The following is a 15,701-nucleotide window of genomic DNA, read 5'->3' on the forward strand; positions in this document are numbered from 1 at the left end:
TGATAACGACAGCGAGCCCTCTCGCTGTCGTTTCCTTTTGCGATACCCCACATGCTGCACGCTGGCCGTTTCCGCCTTGCCCTCGACCGTCCCCTGGTCATGGGCATCCTCAATATCACGCCGGATTCCTTCTCCGACGGTGGCCGCTACCAGGGGCTGGACGCGGCATTGGCCCATGCCCGGCGGCTGGTCGACGACGGTGCCGACATTCTCGATATCGGCGGTGAATCGACCCGTCCCGGTGCGGCGACGGTCGCTGAGGACGAAGAGATTGCCAGGGTCGTACCGGTCATTGTCGCCTTGCGCGATTGGCAGGTGCCCTTATCGGTCGATACCCGCAAGCCTGCCGTGATGCGCGCCGCGATCGCTGCGGGGGTGGACCTGGTCAACGATATCGCCGCCCTGGAGGCGCCAGGGGCGCTGGCGGCGCTGGCAGACAGTCAGGCAGCGGTATGCCTGATGCACAAGCAGGGTGAGCCACAGAGCATGCAGGCGGAGCCGCAATACGGGGATGTGGTGGCGGAGGTGATCGCCTATCTGTGCGAACGCCGCGATCTGGCCCTGGCGGCCGGCATCGGCAGTGAGCGTATCGTCCTCGATCCTGGTTTTGGCTTTGGCAAGACCCTGGCGCATAACCTTGCCTTGTTCCAGGCTCTGGACCGGCAATGTACCCTGGGTAGCCCGCTGCTGGTTGGGGTGTCCCGCAAGTCCATGCTGGGCGCGGTGCTGGATGGCCGGCCGCCGCTGGAGCGGGACGCTGCGAGCGTGGCGGCAGCGTTGCTGGCCGTCCAATCTGGCGCGGCGATCGTGCGCGTCCATGCGGTGCGTGATACGGTAGATGCACTCAAGGTACTGCAGGTGCTGGCACCGCGTCACGCTGTGGCTGCACCCTGAGGGATACGCCACTTGAGTGGCAATGACAGGACACGGAGAGAGAATATGAGCAGGAAGTATTTTGGCACCGACGGCGTGCGCGGTCGGGTTGGCGATCATCCGATCACCCCTGAATTCACCATGCGCCTCGGTTACGCCGCCGGCAAGGTGCTGTCTGCCCGTCGTGGCGATGGTACCAATGCGGCTGTGCTGATCGGCAAGGACACGCGTATTTCCGGCTATATGCTGGAATCCGCGCTGCAGGCCGGTTTGTCTGCTGCGGGCGTGGACGTGCATCTGACCGGACCGCTGACCACGCCGGGCATCGCCTATCTGACGCGTGCCTTGCGTCTGTCGGCAGGGGTCGTGATTTCGGCCTCGCACAACCCGTTCGAAGACAATGGCATCAAGTTCTTCGGCGAGGGCGGTTTAAAGCTTGACGATGCGGTGGAGCTGGAGATCGAGGCTGAGCTCGACAAGCCCATGACCTGCGTGGAGGCCGACGAACTGGGCAAGGCCTGGCGGGTCAACGACGCCGCGGGGCGCTATATCGAGTTCTGCAAGAGCACCTTCCCGAACGAGATGGATCTGCGTGGCGTAAAGATCGTGGTCGACTGCGCACACGGCGCCGGTTACCAGATTGCACCGCATGTCTTCCATGAGCTGGGTGCCGACGTGATCGCCATGGGTAATCTGCCCAACGGTACCAATATCAACGACGGCGTCGGGGCGACCAAGCCGGAAGCCATGCGCCAGCGCGTGCTGTCCGAGCAGGCGGATTTCGGCATTGCGCTGGATGGTGACGGTGATCGTCTGGTCATGGTGGACAGCGAGGGTGCGCTCTACGACGGCGATCAGCTGTTGTACGTGATCGCCAAGTTCCGCCGTGAGCATGGCTTGCTCAATGGTGGTGCGGTCGGAACCCTGATGTCCAACCTGGGCCTGGAACACGCCCTGGCGCGGCTGGAAATTCCGTTTGCCCGCGCCAAGGTGGGCGATCGCTATGTGCTCGAGGTGCTCAAGGAGCGCGGCTGGCTGCTCGGTGGCGAGAACTCCGGCCACCTGCTGTGCCTCGACAAGCACAGTACCGGCGATGGCATCGTATCGGCGCTGCAGGTGCTGGCTGCGGTACGTCAGGCGGGCAAGAGCCTGGCCGACTTCTGTGGCGATCTGCATATCTACCCGCAGATCCTCAAGAACGTGAAGATCCAGAAGGGTTTTGACTTCCGCGACAGCCTGACCATCCAAGCGGCACTGGTCGAAGCGGAATGCGAGCTGGCCGGCAGAGGGCGCGTACTATTGCGTCCGTCGGGAACCGAGCCCGTGCTGCGGGTGATGGTGGAGGCCGACGACCTGGCGCTGACCGAGCGTTGGGCGGATCAGCTCTCGGAAGTAGTCGCCCAGGCCGCCGCCTGACGTGACCGAATGAAAAAAGCGACGCATTGCGTCGCTTTTTTTTGGATTCCCAACCGGGATCAGCCGAACTTGCCGGTGATGTAGTCTTCCGTTTCCTTGCGCTTGGGCTTGGTGAAGATCTGGTCGGTCGCGCCGACTTCGATCAACTCGCCAAGGTACATATAGGCGGTGATGTCGGAGACGCGGGCGGCCTGCTGCATGTTGTGGGTCACCATGGCGATGGTGTAGTCCTGCTTGAGTTCATGCACCAGCTCTTCGATATGCGCGGTCGAGATCGGGTCCAGCGCCGAGGTCGGCTCATCGAGCAGCACGACCTCCGGCTTGACTGCCACGGCACGGGCGATGCAAAGACGCTGCTGCTGGCCGCCCGACAGGCCCAGGCCGGACTGCTTGAGCTTGTCCTTGACCTCATTCCACAGGGCAGCTTTCTGCAGCGCCCATTCGATCCGGTCGTCCATCTCGGAGCGCGACAGGTTCTCGTACAGTTTCACACCGAAGGCCACGTTGTCATAGATCGACATCGGGAACGGGGTGGGCTTCTGGAATACCATGCCCACCTTGGCGCGCAGCACGTTCAGGTCCACGCCCTTGTCGAGCACGTTGCCGCCGTTAAACAGGATCTGGCCCTCGGCCCGCAGCTTGGGGTAGAGGTCGTACATGCGGTTGAAAGTACGCAGCAGGGTGGATTTGCCGCAGCCCGACGGGCCGATGAAGGCGGTGACCTTCTTTTCCGGAATATCCAGATCAATGTTCTTCAGCGCGTGGAAGTTGCCGTAGAAGAAGTTCAAGCCGCGAACGGAAAGCTTGGAATCGGTGGTTTGCGTAGTCATGTCGTCACTTTCTGGCGATAGGAGCGCGGGCGGCAAGGCCTTACGCGTGTTCTTTCTTGATCAGGCTGCGGGCTACGATGTTGAGCACCAGCACAGCCATGGTCACGATGAGGGCGCCGGCCCAGGCCAGCGAGATCCAGTTTTCGTAGGGGCTCATGGCGAACTTGAAGATGGTGACCGGCAGGTTGGCCATCGGCTGGTTCATGTTGGCGCTGAAGAACTGGTTGTTCAGGGCAGTGAACAGCAACGGTGCCGTTTCACCCGAGATGCGCGATACCGCCAGCAGGATGCCGGTGATCACACCTGCCTTGGAGGCACGCAGGGTGACCGAGGTAATGACCTTCCAGCGCGGTGCACCCAGCGCGTAGGCGGCTTCACGCATCGAATGCGGTACCAGGCGCAGCATGTTCTCGGTGGTCCGCAGCACGACCGGAATCACCAGCAGCGCCAAGGAAAAACTGCCTGCCCAGCCGGAGAAGTGACCCACCGTCTGCACGTAGACAATCCACACGAACAAACCAATTACGATGGACGGGGCGGACAGCAGGATGTCGTTGATGAAGCGGGTGGTGGGGGCCAGCCAGCCACGGTGGCCGTACTCGGCCAGGTAGATGCCGGCCAGGATGCCGATGGGCGTGCCCATCAGCGTGCCGGCAATGGCCATCAGCAGGCTGCCGAAGATCGCGTTCACCAGACCGCCACCGACGCTGTCCGGGCCTGGCGTGGCATCGGTAAACACGTGCAGGCTCATCGCCTGCAGACCGTTGCTGAACAGTGTCCAGAGGATCCAGCCGAGCCAGAACAGGCCAAAGGCCATCGCCAGGGTCGACATGGTCAGGTTGAAGCCGTTGATCAGACGACGGCGCGCGTAGAGGGATTTATTCATGTTGTCGTAGTCCTTGCGCGGTCAGGAGTGGCTGCCTTCGCCCTTTTGCAAGCGCAACAGCAGCAGCTTGGAAAAGGCCAGGACGATGAAGGTGATCAGGAAGAGGATCAGGCCGAGCTCGATCAGGGCGCCGTAGTGCAGGTTGGCGCCGGCCTCGGCAAACTCGTTGGCGAGGATGGAGGCGATGGAGTTGCCGGCGTGGAACAGCGACTCGATGGCGTCGTAGGAGTTACCGATGACGAAGGTCACCGCCATCGTCTCGCCCAGTGCGCGGCCCAGGCCCAGCATGATGGCGCCAACGACGCCGGTGCGGGTGTAGGGCAGTACCACGTTCCAGACCACCTCCCAGGTGGTTGCGCCCAGGCCGTAGGCGGATTCCTTGAGCATGGGGGGGACGATCTCGAACACATCGCGCATCACGGAGGCGATGTAAGGGATGATCATGATCGCGAGGATCAGGCCGGCGGTGAACATGCCGATACCAAAGGGCGGGCCGTCGAACAGCTTGCCGATGATGGGGATGCCGGCCGTGGTCTCTGTCAGCCAGGTCTGGATGGGCGGAATGGTGATCCCCAGCGACGGGAAGGTCTTGCCTTCCATCAGGATGGGGGCGACCACGAACAGGCCCCAGATGCCGTAGATGATGGACGGGATGCCGGCGAGGAGTTCGATCGCGATACCGAGCGGCTTGCGCAACCAGGCGGGCGACAGCTCGGTCAGGAACAGGGCGATGCCGAAGCTGACCGGAACGCCGATCATCAAGGCAATGGCGGAGGTGATCAGCGTGCCCTGGATGGGGCGCCAGGCACCGAATTTCTCGTTGACCGGGTCCCAGGAAGGGGAGATCAGGAACTGGGCGCCGAACTGGGTGATCGAGTTCCAGCTACCCCAGATCAGGGATACGGCGATGGCAGTCAGCAGTACCAGTACCAACAGGGCGGCACCGCGCGTCAGGTTGAAGAACACGGCATCAGCGAGGCGGAAACGCTGTGTACGGGCTTGATCGGACATGGGTGTCTCAGGCTTGTTTGCAACAAAGCGGCAGGAATCGATGGGATCACCAATTCCTGCCGTGTGAGCTGCCCTGCGGCTCCGGGCGGGGTGCAAGGCGGGCGCAGTTTACTTCAGAACCGGGGCGCCGCCGGCATCGGTCATTTGCTTCCAGGAGGCCTTGATCTGGGCGACGACTTCGTCCGGCATCGGGATGTAGTCGAGGTCCAGCGACAGCTTGTCGCCTTCAGCGCTGTAGGCCCAGTCGAAGAACTTCAGTACTTCGGCAGCGTTCTGCGCCTTGTCCTGCTTCTTGTGCATCAGGATGAAGGTGGCGCCGACGATAGGCCAGGAAGCCTTGCCTGGTTCGTTGGTCAGGATTTCGTAGAAGCCGGGGGCGTTCTTCCAGTCAGCGTAGGAGGCGGCGGCGCGGAAGGCTTCCTCGCTCGGCGTCACGAACTGACCATCCTTGTTCTGCAGGCTGACGTAGGACAGCTTGTTCTTCTTGGCGTAGGCGTATTCTACGTAGCCGATGGCACCCTTCAGGCGCTGCACGTAGGCAGCGACGCCTTCGTTGCCCTTGCCACCAATACCGGCAGGCCAGGCCACGGCAGTGCCTTCGCCCACGGTCTTCTTCCACTCGGGGCTGACCTTGGACAGGTAGTTGGTGAAGATGAAAGAAGTGCCGGAGCCGTCAGCGCGGCGTACGATATTGATGCCCAGCGTCGGCAGGGTGACACCCTTGTTCAGCGCGGCGATTTCTGGCGCGTTCCAGGTCTTGATCTTGCCGAGGTAGATGTCGGCCAGCAGTTGCGGGGTCAGCTTGAGCTGGCCGGCGGCAACGCCTGGCAGGTTGTAGACGGGTACCACGCCGCCCATGACGGTCGGGAATTGCTGCAGGCCGTTCTTGGCCAGGTCTTCCGGCAGCATGGGGGCGTCGGAAGCGCCGAAGTCCACGGTCTTGGCCTGGATCTGCTTGATGCCGCCGCCGGAGCCGATGGATTGGTAGTTCAGGCCGTTACCGGTCTTCTGCTTGTAGATCTCGGCCCATTTGGCGTAGAGCGGGTAGGGGAAGCTGGCACCAGCGCCGGTGATGTCGGCGGCGTGCGCAACGCTGAAACCCATACCGATGATGGCGGCTACACCGAGTTTGCGGCCAAGTGACAGATACATGCTGTTTCTCCGTTTGAGTGAGTTCGAGGTTAAGCGCACAAACCTGCGCCCATCCTGCTCAGGCCGCCAGATTCTGCAAACGGGTCAGATGGTAATGATGGGATATTTCAAAAACATTACAACTAGGTTTCTAGTCGGTCCGGCCGACGGGCTGGTTTGACGCGCTGCAAAACAAACTTTAGAATGCGCGGCCTTTGCTGGGTGCTGAGTAATACCAAATGATACGTAAACGGGTTGTCGGCAACTGGAAGATGAACGGTTCCAATGCGGTGATCGGCGAAGTGCTGGATCAGCTGCGCGAGGAGCGTTACTCCGCCGAAGTGTCTGTTTGCGTACCAGCCCCGTATCTGCACCATGCAGTCAACAAGCTTGCCGGCTCGCCCTACCTGGTTGGGGCGCAGAATGTCAGTGAGTATGGTGATGGTGCCTATACGGGCGAGGTGTCGGCCCGCATGCTGAAGGATGTAGGTTGCAAGCTGGCCATTGCTGGTCACTCCGAGCGTCGGCGTTATTTCGCGGAATCGGATGCGGCGGTGGTCAACAAGCTGGCTCGCCTGCTTGAGGTGGGTTTGTTCGGTGTGGTCTGTGTCGGCGAAACGCTCGCCGAGCGGGATTCAGGCCGTGCAGAAGCGAAGATAGAATCACAACTGGCTCAGCTGCATACCTTGATGGCGCGCGGAGCTGGTCCTGATCGGTTTTGCGTGGCCTATGAGCCGGTTTGGGCCATAGGCACCGGGCGTGCTGCCTCGAATGAGCAGATCGCGTCGATGCATGAGTTGATCAAGCGCTGCCTGGGTGCTTCCTATGCGGTGCTGTACGGTGGCAGTGTAAAGGCTGGCAATGCGGCTGAAATCATGTCGCTAGCTGGTGTCGATGGCGTGCTGGTAGGTGGGGCATCGCTGGACGTGAAGGATTTTGGCGAAATTTGCCGAGCAGCGGGCTGAGGAATATGGAAGTCTTCAAGAGTATTATCCAGGTGTTCAATGTGCTGTCGGCGCTGGCGGTTATCGTCCTGGTGCTGTTGCAGCACGGCAAGGGTGCCGATATGGGCGCTGCCTTCGGTAGCGGCTCGTCCGGCAGCTTGTTTGGTGCAACCGGTTCTGCAAATTTTCTGAGTAGAACGACTGCGGTTTGTGCTACAATCTTCTTCTGTTCTCTGTTCGCCCTTGTTTGGGTTGATGCCAAGCCGCAAGGCGGTGTTGGGGTGGGTGTGATGTCTGGTGTGGTGCAGACTCAGCCGGCAGAGAAAAAGCAGGATACGCCGGTCAAGCCGGTGCAAAACGAAGGTCAGAGCAGTATCCCTAACTGATCTCGTTCAAAAATTTGGTGCGATGCCGACATGGTGAAATTGGTAGACACGCTATCTTGAGGGGGTAGTGGCGCAAGCTGTGTGAGTTCGAGTCTCACTGTCGGCACCAGATTCTAAACCGTTGCAGGGCCTTCCCGATAAGGGCCTTGCAGTGGTGTCAATGGAAGCTAGACTTCCATCACGTCTAATTACATTTTAAACCGTACCGGGGAGCTTTCATGCTCGAGAACTACTTCCCAGTCCTGCTCTTCATGGTGGTCGGGCTGTTGGTGGGTGTTGCCCCCATGGCGCTTGGCAAGGCTGTCAGTCTGTTGCTGGGCACCAATCGTCCGGATGCTGAAAAGCTGTCCCCTTACGAGTGTGGTTTCGAGGCGTTTGAAGATGCGCGCATGCAGTTCGATGTGCGTTATTACCTCGTAGCCATTCTGTTTATCCTGTTTGACCTCGAAGTTGCCTTCCTGCTGCCTTGGGCTGCTGTAATCAAGGAAGTGGGCTTCCCCGGATTTATCGCCATGATGGTGTTCCTGGGGGTGCTGGTTGTCGGCTTCGTTTATGAATGGATGAAGGGGGCGCTGGAATGGGAGTAGCCGAGAATCCTGTGGCCCAGGGTGTGATGGACAAAGGTTTCATCACCACCACCGTCGATACGGTGGTCAACTGGACCCGTACTGGCTCTTTGTGGCCGATGACCTTTGGTCTTGCCTGTTGTGCGGTCGAGATGATGCACGCTGGCGCCGCCCGTTATGACCTGGATCGCTTCGGTATTGTATTTCGTCCGAGCCCACGTCAATCCGACTTGATGATCGTTGCCGGCACCTTATGCAACAAGATGGCACCGGCTTTGCGCAAGGTCTATGACCAGATGCCAGAGCCGCGCTGGGTGCTCTCCATGGGCTCCTGCGCCAATGGTGGTGGTTACTATCACTACTCCTATTCCGTTGTGCGCGGCTGCGATCGTATCGTCCCTGTGGATGTGTACGTTCCGGGCTGCCCGCCGACCGCCGAGGCCTTGCTCTACGGCCTGATTCAGCTGCAAAACAAGATCAAGCGCACCAATACCATCGCGCGTTAACCGTAGATACGCATCATGGCAACCAAACTCGACGCGCTGTACCAATCGCTGCAGGCGGCCTTGGGTGACAAGGCCGTTTCCTTGACCGCGGCTCTGGGTGAGTTGACCCTGGTCGTCAAGGCGGCTGACTGGCCGGAAATTACTCGCACCCTGTGTGATCACGAATCCCTGCAGCTCAAGACCTGCGTGGATCTTTGTGGCCTGGATTACAGTGCCTACAAGGATGGCGGCTGGGAAGGCCGTCGCTTTGCCGTGGTCTATCACCTGTTGTCGGTCTCCCTGAATGTTCGCCTGCGGGTTCGCGTCTTCTGCGAAGACGACGAGCTGCCGGTGATCAATTCCGTGCTGGACGTCTGGCCCGGCATGAACTGGTTCGAGCGTGAAGCATTCGACCTGTATGGCATCGTCTTCACCGGTCACCCGGACTTGCGCCGCATCCTGACCGACTACGGTTTTGTCGGCCATCCGTTCCGCAAGGATTTCCCGCTGTCGGGTCATGTGGAAATGCGTTATGACCCGACCCAGGGGCGCGTCATATACCAGCCCGTCACCATCGAGCCGCGCGAAATCACTCCGCGCATCATTCGCGAGGAGAACTACGGTGGCTGAGATCAAGAATTACACGCTGAACTTCGGTCCTCAGCATCCGGCTGCGCACGGTGTGTTGCGCCTCGTGCTGGAGCTGGATGGTGAAGTGGTTCAGCGCGCTGACCCGCATATCGGCCTGTTGCATCGCGCGACCGAAAAGCTGGCCGAGCACAAGACCTTCATCCAGTCCGTTCCCTATATGGACCGTCTCGACTACGTGTCGATGATGAGCAATGAACACGCCTATGTGATGGCCATCGAGAAGTTGATGGGTATCGAGGTGCCGATTCGTGCCCAGTACATCCGCGTCATGTTCGACGAGATTACCCGTGTACTGAACCACCTGATGTGGATCGGCGCGCACGGTCTGGATTGCGGTGCCATGACGGTGTTCCTGTACGCCTTCCGTGAGCGCGAAGACCTGATGGACTGCTACGAGGCGGTATCTGGCGCGCGCATGCACGCTGCCTACTACCGTCCCGGTGGCGTCTACCGCGATCTGCCGGACAGCATGCCGCAGTACCAGGCATCCAAGGTCCGTAATGCCGCTGCCATCAAGCAGCTCAATGAAAATCGCCAGGGCTCCCTGCTCGATTTCATCGAAGACTTCACCAAGCGTTTCCCGACCTATGTCGACGAATACGAAACGCTGCTGACCGACAACCGTATCTGGAAGCAGCGTACGGTCGGTATTGGCGTGGTTACGCCTGAGCGTGCCATCCAGCTTGGCCTGAGCGGTGCGATGCTGCGTGGCTCGGGCGTCGAATGGGACCTGCGCAAGAAGCAGCCCTACGAAGTCTACGACAAGCTCGATTTCGATATCCCGGTTGGCGTCAACGGCGATTGCTATGACCGCTACTTGGTACGCGTCGAAGAAATGCGTCAGTCCAACCGCATCATCAAGCAGTGCGTGGACTGGCTGCGCAAGAACCCCGGTCCGGTCATTGTCGACAACCACAAGGTTGCGCCGCCGAGCCGTGTCGACATGAAGTCGAACATGGAAGAGCTGATTCACCACTTCAAGCTCTTTACCGAAGGTATGCACGTGCCCGAAGGCGAAGCTTACGCCGCCGTCGAGCACCCCAAGGGCGAGTTCGGCATCTATCTGGTGTCGGATGGTGCCAACAAGCCTTACCGCCTGAAGATCCGTGCCCCTGGCTTTGCCCACCTGGCAGCGCTGGATGAAATGGCACGTGGTCACATGATTTCGGATGTCGTAGCGATCATCGGTACGCAGGACATCGTGTTTGGGGAGATTGACCGCTAATGTTGACCCCGGATTCCCTCGCGCAAATTGATCGCGAAATCGCCAAGTACCCGGCCGACCAAAAGCGCTCGGCCACCATGTCCGCCCTGCGCATCGCCCAGGTAGAAAAGGGCTGGTTGTCGGCGGAGACCATCAAGTTCGTGGCCGAGTACCTCGGTATTGCACCGATGGCTGCCCACGAAGTGGCGACCTTCTACAACATGTACGACCGGCAGCCGGTCGGCAAGTTCAAGCTGACCGTCTGTACCAACCTGCCGTGTGCCTTGTCCGGCGGTGCCGATGCCGGTGAATACCTGCAGAAGAAGCTCGGCATCCACTACGGTGAGACCACGGCCGATGGCAAGTTCACGCTGAAGGAAGGCGAATGCATGGGTGCCTGCGGTTACGCACCCGTGATGCTCGTGAACAACCACACGATGTGCAACCACATGACGCCAGATGCGATTGATCGCAAGCTGGCTGAACTCAACTAAGGCCGGGGACGAAGCGCATGACCGTTTACGTCAAAGGCGTTGTATTCGACGGCGTCGATTTTGATGATCCGAATTCCTGGAACATCGACGCCTACATCCAGCGCGGTGGCTATGCCGCCCTGAAGAAGATCATTGCGGAAGGTATCACCCAGGACGCGATCATTGCCGAGATGAAAACCTCGGCCTTGCGCGGTCGTGGCGGTGCGGGTTTCCCGACCGGCCTGAAGTGGTCTTTCATGCCACGCAGCTTCCCGGGCCAGAAGTACCTCGTCTGCAATACTGACGAAGGTGAGCCGGGTACCTTCAAGGATCTGGATATCATCGTCAACAATCCGCACGCACTGATCGAAGGCATGATCATTGGCGGTTATGCGATGGGTATCAGCGTCGGTTACAACTATATCCACGGTGAAGTATTCGAGGCCTACAACCGCTTCGAGGCAGCACTGGAAGAAGCACGGCGCGCCGGCTTCCTCGGTGACAACATCCTCGGTAGCGACTTCAGCTTCCAGCTGCATGGCCACCATGGTTACGGCGCCTACATCTGTGGCGAAGAAACTGCCCTGCTGGAATCGCTGGAAGGCAAGAAGGGCCAGCCGCGCTTCAAGCCGCCGTTCCCGGCCAGCTATGGCCTCTACGGCAAGCCGACCACGATCAACAATACCGAGACCTTTGCCTCGGTGCCTTACATCATCCGCGAGGGTGGCCAGAAGTTCCTGGAACTGGGCAAGCCGAACAACGGCGGTACTAAGCTGTTCTCGGTCTCCGGGCATGTGAACCGTCCCGGCAACTTCGAGGTGCCGCTGGGCCTGCCGTTCAGCGAGCTGCTGGAAATGGCCGGTGGCATGCGCGGTGGCAAGAAGATCAAGGCCGTGATCCCCGGTGGTTCATCGGCTCCGGTACTGCCTGGCCATATCATGATGGAAACCACGATGGACTATGATGCCATCGCCAAAGCGGGTTCCATGCTGGGTTCGGGTGCCGTGATCGTGATGGATGAGACGGTCTGCATGGTCAAGGCCCTGCGTCGCCTGTCCTATTTCTATTACGAGGAATCCTGCGGTCAGTGTACGCCTTGCCGTGAAGGTACCGGCTGGCTGTACCGGGTCGTCGATCGTATCGAGCGTGGCCTCGGTCGACCGGAAGACCTGGACCTGCTGGAATCGGTGGGCAAGAACATCGCCGGCCGTACGATCTGTGCGCTGGGCGATGCCGCCGTGATGCCGGTACAAGGCATGCTCAAGCATTTCCGTGATGAGTTCCTGCATCACATCGAACACAAAAAATGCATCGTGCCGGGTTATTGATCGGCCGCTTTAAGTAGCAGATTGCAAGACCAACTCCTGTAGGGCGGGTGCGGCAAAAGCCGGACCCGTTCTCAGCTAAGACGAAAGTTCGGGCAGCCCGACCATGCTTGAAATCGAAATCGACGGTACCAAACTGACAGTCCCCAATGGCACTACGGTCATTGAGGCTGCGCGCGCCAACGGCACCCATATTCCTCACTTCTGTTATCACAAGAAGCTGTCGATCGCGGCCAACTGCCGTATGTGTCTCGTCCAGGTGGAGAAGGCACCGAAGCCGCTGCCCGCCTGTGCGACGCCAGTCAGTGATGGCATGAAGGTATTCACGCATTCGGACATGGCGGTGAAGGCCCAGCAGGGCGTGATGGAATTCCTGCTGATCAACCACCCGCTGGATTGCCCGATCTGTGACCAGGGTGGCGAATGTCAGCTGCAGGATCTGGCCGTGGGTTACGGTGGTTCGAGCTCGCGCTATGAAGAAGAAAAGCGCGTCGTGGCGAACAAGGATCTCGGCCCGCTGATTTCCACCGACATGACCCGCTGCATCCATTGCACCCGCTGCGTACGCTTCACCGAAGAAGTCGCCGGCATGCAAGAGATGGGCATGGCTGGCCGTGGCGAACACTCCGAGATCATGTCCTTCATCGGCATGACCGTGGACTCCGAGATTTCCGGCAACGTGATCGACCTGTGTCCGGTCGGCGCACTGACTTCCAAGCCGTTCCGCTATACCGCCCGTACCTGGGAATTGTCGCGTCGCAAGAGCGTCAGCCCGCACGATGGCCTTGGCGCCAACCTGATCGTTCAGGTCAAGGGCGACCGCGTGATGCGCGTGCTGCCGCTGGAAAACGAAGCGATCAACGAATGCTGGATCGCCGACCGTGACCGCTTCGCCTACGAAGCGCTGAACAGTGCCGAGCGACTGACCAAGCCCATGCTCAAGCAGGGTGGCCAGTGGCTGGAAACCGATTGGCAGACCGCTCTGGAATACGTGGGCAACGGCCTGAAGTCCATCGCCCACGAACATGGCGCCGACTCCATTGCTGCCGTTGCAACGCCGCACGCCAGCGTGGAAGAACTGTTCCTCCTGAACCAGCTGAGCCAGGGCCTGAAGGCTGGTGCTGCCAGCTTCGGTGGTCGTTATGCCGACAGCCGCCTGCCCCAGGCGCAGCAAGGTGCCTTCTGGCTGGGTCAGGCGATTGCCGATGTCGCGCAATCCAAGGCCGTACTGGTGGTAGGTTCGACTCTGCGTAAAGAACAACCGCTGCTGGCGCAACGTCTGCGCCAAGGCGTCAAGCGCGGCCTGAAGCTGTCCATCGTCAATCCGATGGACGACGAACTGTTCGTCAAGCCGTCGGCCAAACTCATCGCCCGTCCGGACCAACTGGTCGAGGCACTGGCTGGCGTGACCAAGGCCGCCGCCGAGCTCAAGCAGGCAGCCGTGCCGGCCGCTGTTGCCGATGCAACCGTCACTGACCAAGCCCGTGCAATTGCACAGCAGCTGATTGATGCCACCGCCAATGAAGGCGACCTCGCCACCGTTCTGCTGGGCAACCTGGCCGCTCATCATCCGCGTGCTGCCGAACTGGCGGCCGTGGCCAACCAGCTAGCCGCGCTGACCGGCGCCGTGCTGGGCTGGATGAGTGAAGCTGCCAACACTGTTGGTGCGCAGGTTCTGGGTCTGAGTGCCTCCGACGCCCTGGCCAAGCCGCGCAAGGCCGTGCTGCTGCTCAATACCGAAATCGAATTCGACAGCCACAATGCCCAGGCTGCGCTGGCGACTGCCAAGCAGGCCGGCATGGTGGTGGCGTTGTCCGCTTTCAAGCATGGCGCGCAGGACTACGCAGATGTGCTGCTGCCCATCACGCCGTTCTCGGAAACCGCGGGTAGCTTCATCAACATGGAAGGCAAGTTGCAGACCTTCAATGGCGTGGTCAAGCCGCTGGGCGACAGCCGTCCGGGCTGGAAGGTACTGCGTGTACTGGGCAACCTGCTGGGCTTGTCGGGTTTCGAGCTCGACAGTGCCGAAGCCGTTCGCAAGGCGGCGCTGCCGCAAGGCGAAGCCGGGGTTGCTGCCAAGCTGAACAACTCGGTTGGCGACGTCGCCGTCACGCTGCAAGCTGCGCCGCAGGGCCTGGTTCGCCTTGGCGAAGTGCCCATCTACCAGAGCGATGCCCTGGTCCGTCGTGCTCCTTCGTTGCAGAAGACCCGCGATGCCGCAGCACCGGTGGTGGGTCTGTCCGCTGCAACGGCTGCACAAGTCGGCGTGGCCGACGGTGAGTCGGTGAGGGTCCAGCAGGGCGACGCCAGCGTGGTATTGCCGGTGGTCATCGACAAGGGTCTCGCCGACGGCGTGGTTCGTGTCGCGACCGCCCATACGAGCACCGCCGCCCTCGGCGCGATGTTTGCCCCCATCAACCTGACGCGCGCCTGAGGAGAGACAGCATGATCGACGCGCTGCATAACGGTTTCCTCTCCCTGCTTGGGCCGACCCTGGGTGTACTTGCCTGGACCTTGCTCAAGATTGTCCTGATCATTCTCCCGGTGTTCGGCGCTGTGGCCTATGCCACCTTGTTCGAACGCAAGGTGATCGGTTTCATGCAGATCCGTATCGGCCCGAACCGCGTGGGTCCGTTCGGCTTGCTGCAACCGATTGCCGACGGCCTCAAGCTGCTGCTCAAGGAAATCGTTTCCCCGAGCGCGGCCTCCACCGGCCTGTTCTTCCTGGCGCCTATCATGGTGCTGGCGCCTGCGCTGGCTGTCTGGGCTGTCGTACCGTTTGCGCCCGGCATTGTTCTGGCCAATGTGAACGCCGGCCTGCTGTACGTGATGGCCATCAGTTCGCTGGGTGTGTACGGCATTATCGTCGCCGGTTGGGCCTCCAACTCCAAGTACGCCTTCCTTGGTGCGCTGCGTGCGTCGGCCCAGGTTATCTCCTACGAGCTGGCCATGGGTTTTGCACTGGTCGGTGTGCTGATGGTGTCGGGCAGCCTGAACCTGACCGACATCGTCAATCAGCAAGGTCACGGCATGGGCGGCGGCTCGCTGTTCTCCTGGAACTGGGTGCCCCTGTTCCCGCTGTTCCTGGTCTACCTGATCGCCGGCGTAGCAGAAACCAACCGCGCACCTTTCGACGTTGCCGAAGGCGAGTCGGAAATCGTGGCCGGCCACATGATCGAGTACTCGGGCATGTCGTTCGCCCTGTTCTTCCTGGGTGAGTACGCCAACATGTGGCTCATCTGTGCGATGACCTCGATCCTGTTCATGGGTGGTTGGCTGTCGCCGTTCGCAGCATCGATTCCTGTCCTGGGTGCGTCGAGCATTTTCTGGCTGTTTGCCAAGATGGTGTTCGTGATGTTCCTGTTCCTGTGGTTCCGCGCGACCTTCCCGCGTTATCGCTATGACCAACTGATGCGTCTGGGCTGGAAGATCTTCATCCCCGTGACGCTCGTCTGGATCGTGGTGATTGCGGCCTGGATGCAAACTTCGTACTCGCTGTGGTAAGCCGATAGCCATGGAA

At 60.4% G+C, this 15,701-nt stretch carries 16 protein-coding genes and 1 tRNA gene; 13 read left to right on the forward strand and 4 right to left on the reverse strand.

Annotation, left to right across the window (positions count from 1 at the left end):
- Positions 1-51 precede the first annotated feature (51 nt).
- Positions 52-894, forward strand: a complete 843-nt coding sequence (gene folP / locus ACYVHK_RS01325; RefSeq protein ID WP_460526795.1) for a dihydropteroate synthase — start codon at positions 52-54, stop codon at positions 892-894.
- Positions 895-939: 45 nt separating this feature from the next.
- Positions 940-2,289, forward strand: a complete 1,350-nt coding sequence (glmM, locus tag ACYVHK_RS01330) for a phosphoglucosamine mutase (protein ID WP_460526797.1) — start codon at positions 940-942, stop codon at positions 2,287-2,289.
- Between the two features lie 59 nt (positions 2,290-2,348).
- On the opposite strand, the gene pstB is transcribed toward glmM, so the two are convergent.
- The 4 genes from pstB to pstS form a co-directional block, all read right to left on the reverse strand.
- Positions 2,349-3,119 (reverse strand): phosphate ABC transporter ATP-binding protein, encoded by a 771-nt coding sequence (gene pstB, locus ACYVHK_RS01335; protein ID WP_460526799.1) that lies wholly within the window; start codon positions 3,117-3,119, stop codon positions 2,349-2,351.
- 40 nt (positions 3,120-3,159) lie between these two features.
- A complete protein-coding gene (gene pstA, locus ACYVHK_RS01340; RefSeq protein WP_460526801.1) occupies positions 3,160-4,005 on the reverse strand; it encodes an ABC transporter permease family protein in 846 nt (281 codons plus the stop codon).
- A 21-nt stretch (positions 4,006-4,026) separates the two neighbouring features.
- Positions 4,027-5,016 (reverse strand): ABC transporter permease, encoded by a 990-nt coding sequence (pstC, locus tag ACYVHK_RS01345; protein ID WP_460526803.1) that lies wholly within the window; start codon positions 5,014-5,016, stop codon positions 4,027-4,029.
- Positions 5,017-5,124: 108 nt separating this feature from the next.
- Positions 5,125-6,168 (reverse strand): type 2 periplasmic-binding domain-containing protein, encoded by a 1,044-nt coding sequence (gene pstS, locus ACYVHK_RS01350; protein ID WP_460526805.1) that lies wholly within the window; start codon positions 6,166-6,168, stop codon positions 5,125-5,127.
- 218 nt (positions 6,169-6,386) lie between these two features.
- Between pstS and tpiA the strand changes: the two genes are divergently transcribed.
- The 11 genes from tpiA (at position 6,387) to nuoH (ending at position 15,685) form a co-directional block, all read left to right on the forward strand.
- The gene (gene tpiA / locus ACYVHK_RS01355) at positions 6,387-7,112 is read left to right on the forward strand and encodes a triose-phosphate isomerase family protein (protein ID WP_460526807.1); all 726 of its coding nucleotides are present in this window, start codon (positions 6,387-6,389) and stop codon (positions 7,110-7,112) included.
- 5 nt (positions 7,113-7,117) lie between these two features.
- Positions 7,118-7,477, forward strand: a complete 360-nt coding sequence (secG, locus tag ACYVHK_RS01360; RefSeq protein WP_460526810.1) for a preprotein translocase subunit SecG — start codon at positions 7,118-7,120, stop codon at positions 7,475-7,477.
- 24 nt (positions 7,478-7,501) lie between these two features.
- Positions 7,502-7,586: transfer RNA gene (locus tag ACYVHK_RS01365), tRNA-Leu, on the forward strand.
- A 109-nt stretch (positions 7,587-7,695) separates the two neighbouring features.
- Entirely contained in the window at positions 7,696-8,064 is a 369-nt protein-coding gene (locus ACYVHK_RS01370) for an NADH-quinone oxidoreductase subunit A (protein ID WP_460526812.1), read from the forward strand.
- Between the two features lie 26 nt (positions 8,065-8,090).
- The gene (locus ACYVHK_RS01375) at positions 8,091-8,549 is read left to right on the forward strand and encodes a NuoB/complex I 20 kDa subunit family protein (RefSeq protein ID WP_265584022.1); all 459 of its coding nucleotides are present in this window, start codon (positions 8,091-8,093) and stop codon (positions 8,547-8,549) included.
- Between the two features lie 15 nt (positions 8,550-8,564).
- Positions 8,565-9,158: a complex I 30 kDa subunit family protein gene (locus ACYVHK_RS01380; protein ID WP_460526814.1), complete on the forward strand. Its 594-nt coding sequence runs from the start codon at positions 8,565-8,567 to the stop codon at positions 9,156-9,158.
- Positions 9,151-10,404: an NADH-quinone oxidoreductase subunit D gene (locus ACYVHK_RS01385; RefSeq protein WP_460526816.1), complete on the forward strand. Its 1,254-nt coding sequence runs from the start codon at positions 9,151-9,153 to the stop codon at positions 10,402-10,404. Before ACYVHK_RS01380 ends, ACYVHK_RS01385 begins: the two co-directional genes overlap by 8 nt.
- Positions 10,404-10,877 (forward strand): NADH-quinone oxidoreductase subunit NuoE, encoded by a 474-nt coding sequence (nuoE, locus tag ACYVHK_RS01390; RefSeq protein WP_460526818.1) that lies wholly within the window; start codon positions 10,404-10,406, stop codon positions 10,875-10,877. The genes ACYVHK_RS01385 and nuoE overlap by 1 nt, the downstream gene beginning before the upstream one ends.
- 17 nt (positions 10,878-10,894) lie before the next feature.
- The gene (gene nuoF / locus ACYVHK_RS01395) at positions 10,895-12,184 is read left to right on the forward strand and encodes a complex I 51 kDa subunit family protein (protein ID WP_460526820.1); all 1,290 of its coding nucleotides are present in this window, start codon (positions 10,895-10,897) and stop codon (positions 12,182-12,184) included.
- A gap of 103 nt (positions 12,185-12,287) precedes the next feature.
- The gene (gene nuoG, locus ACYVHK_RS01400) at positions 12,288-14,615 is read left to right on the forward strand and encodes an NADH-quinone oxidoreductase subunit NuoG (protein WP_460526822.1); all 2,328 of its coding nucleotides are present in this window, start codon (positions 12,288-12,290) and stop codon (positions 14,613-14,615) included.
- An 11-nt stretch (positions 14,616-14,626) separates the two neighbouring features.
- Positions 14,627-15,685, forward strand: coding sequence for a complex I subunit 1/NuoH family protein (nuoH, locus tag ACYVHK_RS01405; RefSeq protein WP_460526824.1), 1,059 nt, complete (start codon positions 14,627-14,629; stop codon positions 15,683-15,685).
- Positions 15,686-15,701 lie beyond the last annotated feature (16 nt).

Source organism: Chitinimonas naiadis, from assembly GCF_054780835.1.